14 protein-coding genes are annotated in these 16,347 nt (G+C 68.7%); 13 read left to right on the forward strand and 1 reads right to left on the reverse strand.

Translation table 11 applies throughout. The features are described from left to right. Positions 1 to 30: 30 nt before the first annotated feature. The 13 genes from B072_RS0101950 (at position 31) to nuoN (ending at position 15,679) form a co-directional block, all read left to right on the forward strand. Positions 31 to 585, forward strand: coding sequence for a NuoB/complex I 20 kDa subunit family protein (locus B072_RS0101950; protein WP_018528252.1), 555 nt, complete (start codon positions 31 to 33; stop codon positions 583 to 585). Further along, complete coding sequence (locus tag B072_RS0101955; protein ID WP_018528253.1) at positions 582 to 1,322, forward strand: NADH-quinone oxidoreductase subunit C; 741 nt, start codon at positions 582 to 584, stop codon at positions 1,320 to 1,322. The genes B072_RS0101950 and B072_RS0101955 overlap by 4 nt, the downstream gene beginning before the upstream one ends. Next, entirely contained in the window at positions 1,322 to 2,644 is a 1,323-nt protein-coding gene (locus tag B072_RS0101960; RefSeq protein WP_026245362.1) for an NADH-quinone oxidoreductase subunit D, read from the forward strand. Before B072_RS0101955 ends, B072_RS0101960 begins: the two co-directional genes overlap by 1 nt. Before the next feature lie 62 nt (positions 2,645 to 2,706). After that, on the forward strand, positions 2,707 to 3,528 hold the full coding sequence (gene nuoE / locus B072_RS0101965; RefSeq protein ID WP_018528255.1) for an NADH-quinone oxidoreductase subunit NuoE: 822 nt from the start codon (positions 2,707 to 2,709) through the stop codon (positions 3,526 to 3,528). After that, a complete protein-coding gene (gene nuoF / locus B072_RS0101970; RefSeq protein ID WP_018528256.1) occupies positions 3,528 to 4,895 on the forward strand; it encodes an NADH-quinone oxidoreductase subunit NuoF in 1,368 nt (455 codons plus the stop codon). The genes nuoE and nuoF overlap by 1 nt, the downstream gene beginning before the upstream one ends. Continuing rightward, entirely contained in the window at positions 4,892 to 7,414 is a 2,523-nt protein-coding gene (locus tag B072_RS0101975; RefSeq protein WP_018528257.1) for an NADH-quinone oxidoreductase subunit G, read from the forward strand. Before nuoF ends, B072_RS0101975 begins: the two co-directional genes overlap by 4 nt. A gap of 11 nt (positions 7,415 to 7,425) precedes the next feature. Further along, positions 7,426 to 8,799: an NADH-quinone oxidoreductase subunit NuoH gene (nuoH, locus tag B072_RS0101980; protein WP_018528258.1), complete on the forward strand. Its 1,374-nt coding sequence runs from the start codon at positions 7,426 to 7,428 to the stop codon at positions 8,797 to 8,799. Further along, positions 8,792 to 9,409, forward strand: coding sequence for an NADH-quinone oxidoreductase subunit NuoI (gene nuoI, locus B072_RS0101985; RefSeq protein WP_018528259.1), 618 nt, complete (start codon positions 8,792 to 8,794; stop codon positions 9,407 to 9,409). Before nuoH ends, nuoI begins: the two co-directional genes overlap by 8 nt. Beyond that, the gene (locus tag B072_RS0101990; RefSeq protein WP_018528260.1) at positions 9,406 to 10,212 is read left to right on the forward strand and encodes an NADH-quinone oxidoreductase subunit J; all 807 of its coding nucleotides are present in this window, start codon (positions 9,406 to 9,408) and stop codon (positions 10,210 to 10,212) included. Before nuoI ends, B072_RS0101990 begins: the two co-directional genes overlap by 4 nt. Further along, positions 10,209 to 10,508, forward strand: coding sequence for an NADH-quinone oxidoreductase subunit NuoK (gene nuoK / locus B072_RS0101995; RefSeq protein ID WP_003974374.1), 300 nt, complete (start codon positions 10,209 to 10,211; stop codon positions 10,506 to 10,508). Before B072_RS0101990 ends, nuoK begins: the two co-directional genes overlap by 4 nt. 13 nt (positions 10,509 to 10,521) lie before the next feature. Further along, positions 10,522 to 12,417, forward strand: a complete 1,896-nt coding sequence (gene nuoL / locus B072_RS0102000; RefSeq protein ID WP_018528261.1) for an NADH-quinone oxidoreductase subunit L — start codon at positions 10,522 to 10,524, stop codon at positions 12,415 to 12,417. Between the two features lie 5 nt (positions 12,418 to 12,422). Further along, positions 12,423 to 14,021 carry an NADH-quinone oxidoreductase subunit M gene (locus B072_RS0102005; protein WP_018528262.1) on the forward strand — a complete coding sequence of 533 codons (1,599 nt, stop codon included), beginning with the start codon at positions 12,423 to 12,425 and terminating at the stop codon, positions 14,019 to 14,021. An 8-nt stretch (positions 14,022 to 14,029) separates the two neighbouring features. Continuing rightward, positions 14,030 to 15,679, forward strand: a complete 1,650-nt coding sequence (gene nuoN / locus B072_RS0102010) for an NADH-quinone oxidoreductase subunit NuoN (protein WP_026245364.1) — start codon at positions 14,030 to 14,032, stop codon at positions 15,677 to 15,679. Positions 15,680 to 15,742: 63 nt separating this feature from the next. Here the strand turns inward: nuoN and B072_RS0102015 are convergent, their stop codons facing one another. Next, entirely contained in the window at positions 15,743 to 16,345 is a 603-nt protein-coding gene (locus B072_RS0102015) for a Uma2 family endonuclease (protein ID WP_018528264.1), read from the reverse strand. Between the last annotated feature and the right edge of the window lie 2 nt (positions 16,346 to 16,347).

Genomic DNA, 16,347 nt, shown 5'->3' on the forward strand with positions numbered 1-16,347 from the left:
CGTATAGGGGAGACCGGGAGCCACAGACCAATGGGACTCGAAGAAAAGCTGCCGAGCGGATTCCTGCTGACCACCGTCGAACAGGCCGCGGGCTGGGTGCGCAAGTCGTCCGTCTTTCCCGCCACGTTCGGCCTCGCGTGCTGCGCCATCGAGATGATGACGACGGGCGCGGGCCGCTACGACCTGGCGCGGTTCGGGATGGAGGTCTTCCGCGGATCGCCCCGCCAGGCGGACCTGATGATCGTCGCCGGCCGGGTGAGCCAGAAGATGGCACCCGTCCTGCGCCAGGTCTACGACCAGATGCCCAACCCCAAGTGGGTCATCTCCATGGGTGTCTGCGCCTCGTCCGGCGGGATGTTCAACAACTACGCGATCGTGCAGGGCGTCGACCACATCGTCCCGGTCGACATCTATCTGCCCGGCTGCCCGCCCCGGCCCGAGATGCTGATGGACGCGATTCTCAAGCTCCATCAGAAGATCCAGTCCTCCAAGCTCGGCGTGAACGCCGAGGAGGCGGCCCGTGAGGCGGAGGAAGCGGCGCTCAAGGCGCTCCCGACGATCGAGATGAAGGGGCTGCTGCGGTGAGTGACGCGCACAGCGACGGGGCCAACCCCGAGAAGGACCTCAGCTCCGCCAACCTGCCGGGGCAGCGCGGCGACGCAGGCGAGGAGATCCGCGTCCAGCGCGGCATGTTCGGCGCCGAGAACGGCGGGGACACCTCCGGCTACGGCGGCCTCGTCCGCTCGATCCGGCTGCCCGGCGAGGCCACCCGCCCCTACGGCGGCTGGTTCGACGAGGTGGCCGACGAGCTGGAGGGCGCCCTGGAGGAACAGGGACTCGTCCCCGAGAACGCCATCGACAGGACGGTCGTCGACCGCGGCGAGCTCACCTTCCACATCGAGCGCGAGCACCTGGTGCGTGTGGCGCAGACCCTGCGCGACGACCCGGCCCTGCGCTTCGAACTGTGCACCGGCGTCTCGGGGGTCCACTACCCCGGTGACAAGGGCCGCGAGCTGCACGCCGTCTACCACCTGCGGTCGATCACCCACAACCGGCTGATCCGCCTCGAGGTCTCGGCGCCCGACGAGGACCCGCACGTCCCGTCCCTGGTCCCCGTGTATCCCACGAACGACTGGCACGAGCGCGAGGCGTACGACTTCTTCGGCATCGTCTTCGACGGCCACCCCGCGCTGACCCGGATCATGATGCCGGACGACTGGCAGGGCTTCCCGCAGCGCAAGGACTACCCCCTCGGCGGCATCCCCGTCGAGTACAAGGGCGCCCAGATCCCGGCTCCGGACCAGCGGAGGTCGTACAGCTGATGACTACTCCCCACGCAACTCCGCGCGCCACGACCGAGGGCACCGTGTATACGGTCACCGGCGGCGACTGGGACGAGGTCGTCCAGTCCGCGGTCAAGTCCGACGACGAGCGCATCATCGTCAACATGGGACCCCAACACCCTTCCACGCACGGGGTGTTGCGCCTGATCCTGGAGATCGACGGCGAGACGGTCACCGAGGCCCGCTGCGGCATCGGCTACCTCCACACCGGCATCGAGAAGAACCTCGAGTACCGCACGTGGACGCAGGGCACCACGTTCGTGACGCGCATGGACTACCTGACGCCGTTCTTCAACGAGACGGCGTACTGCCTCGCGGTCGAGAAGCTCCTCGGCATCGAGGACGAGATCCCGGACCGGGCGTCGATCATCCGCGTGCTCCTCATGGAGCTGAACCGGATGTCCTCGCACCTGGTCTGCATCGCCACCGGCGGCATGGAACTCGGCGCGACCACGATCATGATCTACGGCTTCCGTGATCGTGAACTCATTCTCGACATCTACGAGTTGATCACCGGCCTGCGCATGAACCACGCGTACATCCGGCCCGGCGGACTCGCCCAGGACCTGCCGCCCGGCGCGGTGGACCAGCTGCGCGAGTTCGTGAAGAAGATGAAGAAGAACCTCCCCGAGTACGACAAGCTCGCCACCGGGAACCCCATCTTCAAGGCCCGTATGCAGGACGTCGGCTACCTCGACCTGGCCGGCTCCATGGCGCTCGGCGCCACAGGACCGATCCTGCGCTCGGCGGGCCTCCCGCACGACCTGCGCAAGGCGCAGCCGTACTGCGGATACGAGACCTACGACTTCGAGATCCCGACCGCCGACACCTGCGACTCCTACGGGCGGTTCCTGATCCGCCTGGAGGAGATGCGCCAGTCGCTGCACATCATCGAGCAGTGCCTGGACCGGCTCGCCCCGGGCCCGGTCATGGTCGGTGACAAGAAGATCGCCTGGCCCGCCCAACTGGCCCTCGGCCCGGACGGACTCGGCAACTCGCTCGACCACATCAAGAACATCATGGGCACCTCCATGGAGGCCCTCATCCACCACTTCAAGCTGGTGACCGAGGGCTTCCGCGTCCCGCCGGGACAGGCGTACACCGCCGTGGAGTCGCCCAAGGGCGAGCTGGGTGTGCATGTCGTCTCCGACGGCGGCACCCGCCCGTTCCGGGTCCACTTCCGCGACCCGTCCTTCACCAACCTGCAGGCGATGGCCGCGATGTGCGAAGGCGGCCAGGTCGCCGACGTCATCGTCGCCGTCGCGTCCATCGACCCCGTGATGGGAGGCGTCGACCGGTGACCACCAGTTCTACAGGGGCTTCTAGTTCTGCACAGCCCGCGGGCCAGGGCGTCAGCCTGGGCATGCCCGAGCTGCCCGCGCCCGGCTACCCGGACGACGTCCGAACCCGTCTGGAGACGGACGCGAAGGAGATCGTCTCCCGCTACCCCGACTCCCGCTCGGCCCTGCTGCCGATGCTGCACCTCGTGCAGTCGGAGGAGGGGCACGTCACGCGCACCGGCATGCGGTTCTGCGCGGAGATGCTCGGGCTGACCACGGCGGAGGTCACGGCCGTCGCGACCTTCTACACGATGTACCGGCGCGGGCCCAGCGGCGACTACCAGGTCGGCGTCTGCACCAACACGCTGTGCGCGGTGATGGGGGGCGACGCCATCTTCGAGACGCTCCAGGAGCACCTCGGCGTCGGCAACAACGGGACCACGGACGACGGCAAGATCACGCTGGAGCACATCGAGTGCAACGCCGCTTGTGATTTCGCTCCCGTGGTGATGGTCAACTGGGAGTTCTTCGACAACCAGACGCCCGAGACCGCCAAGCGGCTGGTCGACGACCTGCGCACGGGAGCGCAGGTGTCACCCACCCGCGGTGCTCCGCTGTGCACCTTCAAGGAGACCGCGCGCATCCTGGCCGGTTTCCCCGACGAGCGCGAGGGCGCCGTCGAGGCGAGCGGCAGCGCGGGCCCGGCCTCCCTGATCGGCCTGCACCTGGCCAAGGGCGAGACGCCGCCCGCCCGCGTGGTCCACCAGCGGGCCGAGACCCGCGACGGCGAGGCTCCGCACGACCCCTCGCCCGCCGAGCACCTGAGTTCGCACGACGCGCCGCAGGACACGTCGGCCTCCGACCCGCAGCACCCAGCGGGGCCGACCGCCGAGGAGGGGGAGTGATGACCTTGGCCGCCGAAGTCAGCAACAACGAGACCAGCCCGGAGAAACTGCTCGCTCCGGTCCTGTCGGCCTTCTGGGACGAGGACAAGTCCTGGTCCCTGGACGTGTACCGCCGGCACGACGGCTACGAGGGACTGCGCAAGGCCCTCGCCATGTCGCCGGACGACCTCATCGCCTACGTGAAGGACTCGGGCCTGCGCGGACGCGGAGGCGCCGGATTCCCCACCGGGATGAAGTGGCAGTTCATTCCGCAGGGGGACGGCAAGCCGCATTATCTGGTGGTCAACGCCGACGAGTCGGAGCCCGGGACCTGCAAGGACATCCCGCTCCTCTTCGCCAACCCGCACAGCCTCATCGAGGGCATCGTGATCGCGTGCTACGCGATCCGGTCCGAGCACGCGTTCATCTACCTGCGCGGTGAAGTGGTCCCCGTTCTGCGGCGGTTGCACGAGGCCGTGCGCGAGGCGTACGACGCCGGATTCCTCGGGCAGGACATCCTCGGGTCCGGTCTGAACCTCGAACTCACCGTGCACGCGGGCGCGGGCGCGTACATCTGTGGCGAGGAGACCGCACTCCTGGACTCGCTCGAGGGCCGCCGTGGCCAGCCGCGACTCCGTCCCCCCTTCCCCGCGGTCGCGGGCCTGTACGCGTGCCCCACTGTGGTGAACAACGTCGAGTCCATCGCGTCGGTTCCCGCGATCCTCCATCGGGGCAAGGACTGGTTCAAGTCGATGGGCAGCGAGAAGTCCCCGGGCTTCACGCTGTACTCGCTCAGCGGCCACGTCGCCAACCCCGGCCAGTTCGAGGCCCCGCTCGGCATCACGCTGCGCCAGCTCCTCGACATGAGCGGCGGCATGCGACCGGGCCACCGCCTCAAGTTCTGGACCCCGGGCGGCAGTTCGACCCCGATGTTCACCGAGGAACACCTCGATGTGGCCCTCGACTACGAGGGTGTCGGCGCCGCCGGATCGATGCTCGGCACCAAGGCCCTGCAGTGCTTCGACGAGACGACCTGCGTCGTGCGCGCCGTCACGCGGTGGACCGAGTTCTACGCCCACGAGTCCTGCGGCAAGTGCACGCCCTGCCGCGAAGGGACCTACTGGCTCGTGCAGTTGCTGCGCGACATCGAGGCCGGCAAGGGCTCGATGGAGGACCTCGACAAGCTCAACGACATCGCCGACAACATCAACGGCAAGTCCTTCTGCGCCCTCGGCGACGGCGCCGCCTCGCCGATCTTCTCCTCGCTCAAGTACTTCCGCGACGAGTACGAGCAACACATCACGGGCAAGGGCTGCCCCTTCGACCCGGCCCGCTCGACTCTCTGGGCCGACCGGTCCGACCAGCACCCCACGGAGGTGAACGCGTGACCGTACTGCATCCGAACAGCGGCTCCGCCGCGGGCCAACGCCCCTCCGGAGGCGGTGAGGCGGCTGTTCCGCCGGAGGACCTCGTCTCCCTCACCATCGACGGCATCGAGATCAGCGTCCCCAAGGGGACCCTCGTCATCCGCGCCGCCGAGATGCTGGGCATCGAGATCCCCCGGTTCTGCGACCACCCGCTCCTCGACCCGGCCGGCGCCTGCCGCCAGTGCATCGTGGAGGTGGAGGGCCAGCGCAAGCCGATGGCGTCCTGCACCATCACCTGCACCGACGGCATGGTCGTCAAGAGCCAGCTCTCCTCCCCGGTCGCCGAGAAGGCGCAGAAGGGGGTCATGGAGCTGCTGCTCATCAACCACCCCCTCGACTGCCCGGTCTGCGACAAGGGCGGCGAGTGCCCGCTGCAGAACCAGGCCATGTCGCACGGCCAGTCCGACTCCCGCTTCGAGGGCAAGAAGCGCACGTACGAGAAGCCGGTCCCGATCTCCACGCAGGTGCTGCTCGACCGTGAGCGGTGCGTGCTGTGCGCCCGCTGCACCCGGTTCTCCAACCAGGTCGCGGGCGACCCGATGATCGAGCTGATCGAGCGCGGCGCGCTGCAGCAGGTCGGCACCGGTGAGGGCGACCCCTTCGAGTCGTACTTCTCCGGGAACACCATCCAGATCTGCCCGGTCGGGGCGCTGACCTCGGCGGCGTATCGCTTCCGCTCCCGGCCCTTCGACCTCGTCTCGTCGCCGAGCGTCTGCGAGCACTGCTCCAGCGGCTGCGCGACCCGCACCGACCACCGGCGCGGAAAGGTCATGCGCCGTCTCGCGGCCAACGACCCCGAGGTCAACGAGGACTGGATCTGCGACAAGGGCCGCTTCGGCTTCCGCTACGCGCAGAAGCCGGACCGGCTCACCACACCGCTGGTACGGGACACGGAGACCGGTGAACTGCGGCCCGCCTCCTGGCCGGAGGCCCTGGAGGCCGCCGCCAGCGGGCTCAGTGCCGCGCGCGGCCGGACCGGTGTCCTCACCGGTGGCCGACTCACGGTCGAGGACTCCTACGCGTACAGCAAGTTCGCGCGCGTGGCCCTCGACACGAACGACATCGACTTCCGCGCGCGCGTGCACAGCATCGAGGAAGCCGACTTCCTGGCCGCGCGGGTCGCGGGTCGCGGACGCGACCTGGACGGCAGCGGCGTCACGTACACGAAGCTGGAGCAGGCCCCGGCCGTGCTCCTGGTCGGCTTCGAGTCGGAGGAGGAGGCGCCCGGCGTCTTCCTCAAGCTCCGCAAGGCGTGGCGCAAGCACGGCCAGAAGGTCTACTCGCTCGCCACGCACGCGACGCGCGGCCTGGAGAAGGCGGGCGGCACGCTGCTGCCCGCCGCTCCCGGCACCGAGACCGAGTGGCTGGACGCGCTCGCCTCCGGCATCGGTCTGGAGGACGGGGGAGCCGTCGCCTCGGAGGCCCTGCGCACCGAAGGCGCCGTGCTCGTCGTCGGCGAGCGGCTCGCCGCCGTCGAGGGCGGGCTCACCGCCGCCGTACGGGCCGCGTCCGCGACCGGCGCCCAGCTGGTGTGGATCCCGCGCCGGGCCGGTGAGCGCGGCGCCGTCGAGGCGGGCGCGCTGCCGTCGCTGCTGCCGGGCGGCCGTCCGGCGACCGACCCGCGCGCGCGGGAAGAGGTCGCCGCCGCCTGGGGCGTCGCCGAACTGCCGCACCGCTACGGGCGCGACACCGGCCAGATCGTGGAGTCCGCCGTCACGGGTGAACTGCGAGCCCTCGTGGTGGCGGGGGTCGAGATCGCGGACCTGCCGAACCCGGCACGCGCGCGTGAAGCCCTTCACGAGGTCGGGTTCCTGGTCTCCCTGGAGCAGCGTCCCAGCGAGGTCACCGACCACGCCGACGTCGTCCTCCCGGTGGCCGCGGTCGCCGAGAAGGCGGGCACGTTCCTCAACTGGGAGGGCCGGGCCCGGATGTTCGAGGCCGCGCTCAAGCCCGACCAGATGACGCGCCGCGTCGCGCCCACGGACGCGCGCGTGCTGCAGATGCTGGCCGACGCCATGGACGTACACCTGGGGCTGCCCGATCTGCGCGCCGCACGCGGGGAGTTGGACCGCCTCGGCAACTGGGACGGGCCGCACGCCACCGAGCCCCTGGAGACGGCGGCGGTGCTGCCGCGGCCCGCCTCGGGGGAGGCCGTGCTCGCCGGGCACCGGCTGCTGCTCGACCAAGGTCGTCTCCAGGACGGTGACGAGGCCCTCGCGGGGACCCGGCACGCCGCCCACGCGCGCGTGTCCGCCGCCACGGCCGCGGAGGCGGGTGTGAAGGACGGCGACATGCTGGCCGTCACCGGCTCCGCGGGCAGCGTGCGGTTCCCGCTCCAGGTCACGGAGATGCCCGACCGGGTCGTCTGGCTGCCGCTGAACTCCCTCGGCGGGGGCGTCGCTTCGGACACCGGTGCCGTACCCGGCGACCTGGTGAAGATCGGTCCGGCGCTCGCCGCGGCCCCGGAGGTGCAGTCATGAGTTCCACGGGAGTGAGCCCACTCGCCCTCGAAGACCTGTCGATGTTCGGCACGGACCCGTGGTGGCTGGTCGTCATCAAGGCGGTCTTCTGCTTCGCCTTCCTGATGGTGACCGTGCTGTTCTCCATCGTGTGGGAGCGCAAGGTCGTCGCCTGGATGCAGCTGCGCATCGGCCCGAACCGGCACGGCCCCTGGGGCATGCTCCAGTCGCTCGCCGACGGCATCAAGCTGATGCTCAAGGAAGACCTGATCGTCAAGCGCGCGGACAAGGTCGTCTACATCCTCGCGCCGATCGTCGCGGCCATCCCGGCCTTCATGGCGATCGCGGTGATCCCGTTCGGCCCGTCCGGGGGCGAGATCTCGATCTTCGGTCACCGTACGGCGATGCAGCTCACCGACCTGCCGATCGCGATGCTCTACATCCTCGCGGTCGCCTCCGTCGGCATCTACGGCATCGTCCTCGCCGGCTGGTCCTCCGGATCGACGTACCCGCTCCTCGGCGGCCTGCGGTCCTGCGCGCAGATGATCTCGTACGAGATCGCGATGGGCGCCGCGTTCGCCTCGGTGTTCCTGTACTCGGGCTCGATGTCGACGTCGGAGATCGTCGCCCAGCAGCACGACCGCTGGTACATCGTGCTGCTGCCGGTCTCGTTCCTGATCTACATCGTGACGATGGTCGGCGAGACGAACCGCGCACCGTTCGACATGCCGGAGTCCGAGGGTGACCTCGTCGGCGGCTTCAACACCGAGTACTCGTCGATCAAGTTCGCGATGTTCATGCTCGCCGAGTACGTGAACATGGTGACGGTCTCCGCGGTGTCCGTGACGCTCTTCCTGGGCGGCTGGCGCGCACCGTGGCCCGTCTCGACGTTCTGGGAGGGCGCGAACCACGGCTGGTGGCCGATGCTCTGGTTCGTCGTCAAGGTCCAGCTGCTGCTGTTCTTCTTCATCTGGCTGCGCGGCACCCTCCCGCGCGTGCGCTACGACCAGCTGATGAAGCTCGGCTGGAAGGTCCTCATCCCGGTCTCCGTGGTGTGGCTGATGCTCGTGGCGACCATCCGCACGCTGCGCAACGAGAACTACAGCATCGGGAACGTCTTCCTGTACGTCGCCGGGGGCATCCTCGTGGTCCTGGTCCTGTCGTACATCGTCGACATGTTCCGCGACCGGGGCGCCAGGGAGGCCGCCGAGGCCGAGAAGCCCGTGGCCTTCGACCCGATGGCGGGCGGATTCCCCGTGCCGCCGCTGCCCGGACAGACCCTGCCGCCCGTTCCGCGCCGACGCCCGCGCCGTGAGCGGGAGTTGATTGTCAGTGGTGGCCCCGATACTGCGAGTGACGAATCACTTGGCGGTTCCAGTGACGGAAAGGAGGCGTCCGATGGCTGACGAGACGAACGAGAAGGACACCAAGCCGGGGTTCCAGAATCCCGTTGCCGGCTTCGGTGTGACCTTCAAGGCCATGTTCAAGAAGCGGCTCACCGAGCAGTACCCGGAGCAGGAGAAGACCACCGCTCCCCGCTTCCACGGCAGGCACCAGCTCAACCGCCATCCGGACGGCCTGGAGAAGTGCGTCGGCTGCGAGCTGTGCGCCTGGGCCTGCCCGGCGGACGCCATCTACGTGGAGGGCGCGGACAACACCGAGGAGGAGCGCTACTCGCCGGGTGAGCGCTACGGCCGCGTCTACCAGATCAACTACGCCCGCTGCATCCTGTGCGGCCTGTGCATCGAGGCGTGCCCCACGCGCGCGCTGACGATGACGAACGAGTTCGAGCTGGCGGACAGCAGCCGGGCCAACCTGATCTACACCAAGGAGCAGCTGCTCGCCGGCCTCGAGGAAGGCATGGTCGAGTCGCCGCACTCGATCTTCCCGGGCATGGACGAGCAGGACTACTACCGGGGTCTGGTCACGGAGGCCGCGCCCGGCACGGAGCCCCAAGTGGCCGTCTCCAAGGGCGAGAAGCCCTCTGAAGCGGTGGAAGAGGGGGCCGGCGCATGACCCTCGCCGCCTACTCCACCTCCACCGGTGAGGCCTTCCAGTTCTGGGTCCTCGGCACCGTCGCCGTCATCGGCGCGCTGTGCACGATCCTGATGAAGAAGGCCGTGCACAGTGCGCTCTGCCTGGCCGGGACCATGATCATCCTCGCGGTGTTCTACCTGGCCAACGGCGCGTACTTCCTGGGCATCGTGCAGATCGTCGTCTACACGGGCGCGATCATGATGCTGTTCCTCTTCGTGGTCATGCTCGTCGGTGTCACCGCCGCCGACTCCCTGAAGGAGACCATCAAGGGGCAGCGCTGGCTCGCCGCCCTGTGCGGTCTCGGCTTCGGTGTCCTGCTGTTCGCGGGGATCGCGAACGCGTCGCTGACGGAGTTCACCGGACTCGGCAAGGCGAACGCGGGCGGGAACGTGGAGGGCCTCGCCGCCCTCATCTTCACCAAGTACGTCTTCGCCTTCGAGATCACCGGCGCCCTGCTGATCACGGCCGCCGTCGGCGCCATGGTGCTCACCCACCGCGAGCGCACCGAGCGGGCCAAGACCCAGCGGGAGCTGTCCGAGGAGCGCGTGCGCGCGGGCAAGCACCTGCCGCCGCTGCCCGCCCCGGGTGTCTACGCCCGGCACAACGCGGTGGACATCGCCGGCCTGCTGCCCGACGGCACCCCGTCGGAGCTCACTGTCATGCAGACGCTGCGCGAGCGCGGTCAGATCCGCGACGTCTCCGGTGAGGCGCTCAGCGACCTCAAGGCCCTGGAGCAGCGCTCGGCCGACCGTCTGGAGCGTTCAGAGGAGGCGTCGAAGTGAATCCGGTCAACTACCTGTATCTCGCCGCCCTGTTGTTCACGATCGGCGCCACCGGCGTGCTCATCAGGCGGAACGCGATCGTCGTGTTCATGTGTATCGAGCTGATGCTGAACGCGTGCAACCTCGCGTTCGTCGCGTTCTCCCGGATGCACGGCAACCTCGACGGCCAGATCATCGCCTTCTTCACGATGGTCGTCGCCGCCGCGGAGGTCGTGGTCGGGCTCGCGATCATCGTGTCGTTGTTCCGTTCCCGCCACTCGGCCTCGGTCGACGACGCCAGCCTGATGAAGCTGTAAGGGGTCGCATCCAGTGGAGAACCTGATTGCGCTGCTGGTAGCGGCGCCACTGCTCGGAGCGGCCGTACTGCTGTGCGGCGGGCGGGCGTTGGACCGGGTGGGTCATCTGCTCGGGACGCTGCTCGCGGCCGTCTCCTTCGTCATCGCCGTCGTGCTCTTCTCCGACCTGCTCGGCAAGGGCCCGGAGGACCGCACGCTCACCCAGCACCTGTTCAGCTGGATCCCCGTCGAGGGCTTCCAGGCGGACGTCGCCTTCCAGCTGGACCAGCTGTCGATGACGTTCGTCCTGCTGATCTCCGGCGTGGGCACGCTGATCCACATCTACTCGATCGGGTACATGGAGCACGACGAGCGGCGCCGCCGCTTCTTCGGCTACCTGAACCTGTTCCTCGCGGCGATGCTGCTCCTCGTCCTCGCCGACAACTACCTTCTGCTGTACGTCGGTTGGGAGGGCGTGGGCCTCGCCTCGTTCCTGCTGATCGGCTTCTGGCAGCACAAGCCGAGCGCGGCGACCGCCGCGAAGAAGGCGTTCCTGGTCAACCGTGTCGGTGACATGGGTCTGTCCATCGCGATCATGCTGATGTTCACGACCTTCGGGACGTTCGCCTTCAAGCCGGTGCTCGACAGCGTCGGCGACACCTCCGAGGGCAAGCTCACCGCCATCGGCCTGATGCTGCTGCTCGCCGCGTGCGGCAAGTCGGCGCAGGTGCCGCTGCAGTCCTGGCTCGGCGACGCGATGGAGGGCCCGACCCCGGTCTCGGCCCTCATCCACGCCGCGACCATGGTGACCGCGGGCGTCTACCTGATCGTCCGCTCCGGCGCGATCTTCAACGGCGCCCCGGACGCCCAGCTCGTCGTCACCATCGTCGGTGCGGTCACGCTGCTGTTCGGTGCGATCGTCGGTTGCGCGAAGGACGACATCAAGAAGGCCCTCGCCGGCTCGACGATGTCGCAGATCGGGTACATGATCCTCGCCGCGGGCCTCGGCCCCATCGGCTACGTCTTCGCGATCATGCACCTCGTGACGCACGGCTTCTTCAAGGCCGGGCTCTTCCTCGGCGCCGGATCGGTCATGCACGGCATGAACGACGAGGTCGACATGAGGAAGTACGGCGCCCTCAGGAAGTACATGCCGGTCACCTTCGTGACGTTCGGCCTCGGGTACCTGGCCATCATCGGCTTCCCCGGCCTGTCCGGCTTCTTCTCCAAGGACAAGATCATCGAGGCGGCGTTCGCGAAGGGCGGGACGGAAGGCTGGATCCTCGGCTCCGTCGCCCTCCTCGGCGCCGCCATCACCGCGTTCTACATGACCCGCGTGATGATCATGACCTTCTTCGGCGAGAAGCGCTGGCAGCCGGACGCGGAGGGCCACGAGCCGCACCCGCACGAGTCGCCGTCGTCCATGACGATCCCGATGATCGTCCTCGCGGTCGGCTCCGTCTTCGCGGGTGGCTTCTTCTCCATCGGCGACCGCTTCCTGCACTGGCTGGAGCCGGTCACCGGACACGACCACGGGCACGCGCCGATCAGCGCGGGCGCGGTCACCGGCGCCACCATGGTGTGCCTGGTGATCGGTGTGGCCATCGCCTGGCTCCAGTACGGGCGCCGCGAGGTCCCGGTCGTCGCCCCGCGCGGCTCGCTGCTCACCCGAGCGGCCCGGCGCGACCTGCTCCAGGACGACTTCAACCACGTCGTCCTCGTGCGCGGCGGCGAGCACCTCACGCGCTCGCTGGTCTACGTCGACCACACCCTGGTCGACGGGGTGGTCAACGGGACGGCGGCCTCGGTCGGCGGCCTGTCCGGCCGACTGCGCAAGCTCCAGAACGGCTACGTGCGCTCGTACGCCGTCTCGATGTTCGGCGGTGCGGCGGTCATCGTCGCCGCGACCCTGCTGATGAGGGCGGTCTGATACCGATGTCCTTTCCTCTGCTGACAGCGACGGCGGTACTGCCGGCCGTGGGCGCCATCGCCACGGCCGCCGTACCGGCGAAGCAGCGCACCGCGGCCAAGTGGCTCGCGCTGCTGTTCTCGCTCGCGACCCTGGTGGTCGCGGCGGTGGTCGCGGTGCGCTTCGACCCGGGGGGCGCGCGCTATCAACTGACCGAGTCCCACTCCTGGATCAGGGACTTCGGGGTCCGCTACGAACTGGGCGTGGACGGCATCGGGGTGGCGCTCGTCGCGCTGACCGCGCTGCTGATCCCGTTCGTCATCCTGGCGGGCTGGAACGACGCGGACCCGCTGGAGACCGGTACTGAGCCTCTCAGCAGCGTCGCTGCGGGCCGGTGGCGGCCGACGCAGGGCTTCTTCGCCCTGATCCTGCTGGTCGAGGCGATGGTGATCATCTCCTTCGAGGCCACCGACGTCTTCCTCTTCTACATCTTCTTCGAAGCCATGCTGATCCCGATGTACTTCCTCATCGGTGGCTTCGGGGACCGCGCGGGCCCGCACGGCGAGAAGGAGGCCGCGACCCAACGCTCGTACGCGGCCGTGAAGTTCCTCCTCTACAACCTGGTCGGCGGCCTCATCATGCTGGCGGCCGTCATCGGCCTCTACGTGGTGGCGGGGAGCTTCTCCCTCTCGGAGATCGCGGAAGCCCGCGCGAGCGGCTCGCTCGACATGGCGACCAACACCGAGCGGCTGCTCTTCCTCGGCTTCTTCTTCGCCTTCGCGGTGAAGGCCCCGCTGTGGCCGCTGCACACCTGGCTGCCGAACGCGATGGGCGAGGCCACGGCCCCGGTCGCCGTACTGATCACGGCAGTTGTCGACAAGGTCGGCACGTTCGCGATGCTCCGCTTCTGCCTCCAGCTGTTCCCGGAGGCCAGCAAGTGGGCGACGCCGGTCATCCTCGTCCTGGCGCTCATCAGCATCGTCTACGGCGCCCTGCTCGCCGTCGGCCAGCGCGACATCAAGCGCCTGGTCGCGTACGCGTCGATCTCGCACTTCGGCTTCATCATCATGGGCATCTTCGCGATGACCAGCCAGGGCCAGTCGGGCGCGACGCTCTACATGGTCAACCACGGCATCTCGACGGCCGCGCTGATGCTGGTCGCCGGGTTCCTGATCTCGCGGCGCGGCTCGCGGCTCATCGCCGACTACGGCGGTGTGCAGAAGGTCGCCCCGGTGCTCGCCGGGACGTTCCTGATCGGCGGTCTGGCCACGCTCTCACTGCCGGGGCTCGCGCCCTTCGTGAGTGAATTCCTGGTCCTGGTCGGCACGTTCGCGCGCTACCCGGTCATCGGCATCATCGCGACGATCGGCATCGTGCTCGCCGCTCTCTACACGCTGGTGCTCTACCAGCGCACCATGACGGGCCCGGTGAAGCCGTCGAACGAGGGCATCGCCGACCTGAAGGCGCGCGAACTGGCCGTCGTGGTCCCGCTGATCGCCGTACTGATCTTCCTGGGTGTGTACCCGAAGCCGCTGACCGAGCTGGTGAACCCGGCGGTCAAGCACACCATGTCCGACGTCCAGAAGAAGGACCCGAAGCCGGAAGTGGAGGCGGCCCACAAGTGAGTTCCCTGTTGAGCGCTCCAGCCGTCCACAGCCTGTGGACAACAGCCGCCGATCCGATCTCCAAGATCGACGCACCGAAGATCGAATACGGGCAATTGTCCCCGACCCTGATCGTCATCGGTGCCGCCGTCCTGGGGATCCTGGTCGAGGCGTTCGTACCGCGTAAGTCCCGTTACTACGTGCAGGTGTTCTTGTCGGTCGTGGCCCTCGCGGCGGCCTTCGCGGCGGTCGTGGGACTCGCGGCGGGTGGCTACGGGACGACCAAGGCGCACATCGCGGCCATGGGCGCGATCGCCGTCGACGGTCCGTCGCTCTTCCTCCAGGGGACCATCCTGCTGGCCGGTCTGGTCGCGATCTTCACGTTCGCGGAGCGGCGGCTCGACCCGGAGGCGCACGGCAACCGCGTCGACTCGTTCGCCGCGCAGGCCGCGTCCGTGCCCGGCAGCGACAGCGAACAGGCCGCCATAAAGGCCGGGTTCACGACGACCGAGGTGTTCCCGCTCGCGCTGTTCGCGATCGGCGGCATGCTGGTCTTCCCGTCGGCGAACGACCTGCTGACGCTCTTCATCGCCCTGGAAGTCTTCTCGCTGCCGCTGTACCTGCTGTGCGCCGTGGCCCGCCGCAAGCGGCTCATGTCGCAGGAGGCCGCGGTCAAGTACTTCCTGCTCGGCGCCTTCGCGTCCGCCTTCACCCTGTTCGGCATCGCGCTGCTCTACGGCTACGCGGGCTCGGTCTCGTACGCCACCATCGCGAGCGTCGTCGACGGCTCGGTCACGACCATCGACCCGGCCCTCGCCGACACCATGGGCAACGACGCGCTCCTGCTGATCGGCGTCGCGCTCATCGCCGCGGGACTGCTGTTCAAGGTCGGCGCCGTGCCGTTCCACATGTGGACGCCGGACGTCTACCAGGGCGCCCCGACGCCCGTCACCGGCTTCATGGCGGCGGCGACCAAGGTGGCCGCCTTCGGCGCCCTGCTCCGGCTCCTGTACGTGGTCCTGCCGGGGCTGCGCTGGGACTGGCGGCCGGTCATGTGGGCGATCGCCATCGTCACGATGCTCGGCGGCGCGATCGTCGCGATCACCCAGACCGACATCAAGCGGCTCCTCGCGTACTCGTCGATCGCGCACGCCGGCTTCATCCTGGCCGGTGTCATCGCGACGACGCCGGAGGGCGTCTCGTCGGTGCTCTTCTATCTGGGCGCGTACTCGTTCGTCACGATCGGCGCCTTCGCCGTGGTGACGCTCGTGCGCGACGCGGGCGGCGAGGCGACGCACCTGTCGAAGTGGGCGGGTCTCGGCCGGCGGTCCCCGCTGGTGGCGGCGGTCTTCGCCGTGTTCCTGCTGGCCTTCGCCGGTATCCCGCTGACATCCGGCTTCGCGGGCAAGTTCGCCGTGTTCAAGGCGGCCGCCGAGGGTGGCGCGGGTGCGCTGGTCGTGGTCGGTGTGGTCTCGTCGGCCATCGCCGCGTTCTTCTACATCCGCGTCATCGTCCTCATGTTCTTCAGCGAGCCGAAGGCCGACGGTCCGACCGTCGCCGTGCCGTCGCCGCTGACCATGACGACGATCGCGGTGGGCGTGGCCGTCACGGTCGTGCTCGGTGTCGCGCCGCAGTACTTCCTGGACCTGGCGAGCCAGGCGGGCGTGTTCGTGCGGTAGCGCGCCGCTCAGTGTGCGGAAGCCCGGTCCCTGGGAGGGGCCGGGCTTCCGTGTCGTACAGGGTTACTCGCTCCTGCCGCGGCGGGGCTTGATCGCGGTGAGATCCAGGTCCGCCGGGAAGGGCGCGTCCACCTTCATGCGCTCACGGAAGATTCCGACGCTGGTGTACGTGCCGGTGGTGGGTTCCAGCTCGAAGGCGTGGACGACGGCCTTGCCGTTCTCGTTCTCCACGCGCCAGTAGTGCTGGATCTTGGCGCGGGCGTACTTCATGGGCTTCGTCTCGCGGTCGCGCGAGACCGACTCGGGGGAGACGACCTCGATGGCGAGAAGGACGGCCTCGGCGGGGAAACGGGTCTGGTCGGGGTCCTCGACGACGTCCTCGCGGACGACCACCACATCGGGCTCGGGACGGTTCTGACGGTCGATGTCGATGGTGAACTCGCGGACCACCTCGAACTGGGCGGGGGCCAGGGATTGAAGCTGCCAGTTGAAGAAGTCGATGGCGCGCGTGTGAAACACGGTCTGCGGACTCACGAAGACCAGGCTCCCGTCGATCAATTCCGTGTGCGGAGGAAGATTCGGAAGCCGGTCCAGGTCGTCGGCGGTGTAGCCGCCCTCGGGCGGCATCGGCCAGGTAGGCGTGGACGCCTTCGGATCGATGCTCATCA

Origin of the sequence: Streptomyces sp. HmicA12, assembly GCF_000373565.1 — a bacterium.
GTDB lineage: Bacteria > Actinomycetota > Actinomycetes > Streptomycetales > Streptomycetaceae > Streptomyces.

Bases quoted from the DNA above. Each gene is read 5' to 3' on its own strand.
- B072_RS0101950 (WP_018528252.1), top strand. From the start codon at position 31: ATGGGACTCGAAGAAAAGCTGCCGAGCGGATTCCTGCTGACCACCGTC.
- B072_RS0101960 (WP_026245362.1), top strand. From the start codon at position 1,322: ATGACTACTCCCCACGCAACTCCGCGCGCCACGACCGAGGGCACCGTG.
- nuoE (WP_018528255.1), top strand. From the start codon at position 2,707: ATGCCCGAGCTGCCCGCGCCCGGCTACCCGGACGACGTCCGAACCCGT.
- nuoF (WP_018528256.1), top strand. From the start codon at position 3,528: ATGACCTTGGCCGCCGAAGTCAGCAACAACGAGACCAGCCCGGAGAAA.
- nuoI (WP_018528259.1), top strand. From the start codon at position 8,792: ATGGCTGACGAGACGAACGAGAAGGACACCAAGCCGGGGTTCCAGAAT.
- B072_RS0101990 (WP_018528260.1), top strand. From the start codon at position 9,406: ATGACCCTCGCCGCCTACTCCACCTCCACCGGTGAGGCCTTCCAGTTC.
- B072_RS0102005 (WP_018528262.1), top strand. From the start codon at position 12,423: ATGTCCTTTCCTCTGCTGACAGCGACGGCGGTACTGCCGGCCGTGGGC.
- B072_RS0102015 (WP_018528264.1), bottom strand. From the start codon at position 16,345: ATGAGCATCGATCCGAAGGCGTCCACGCCTACCTGGCCGATGCCGCCC.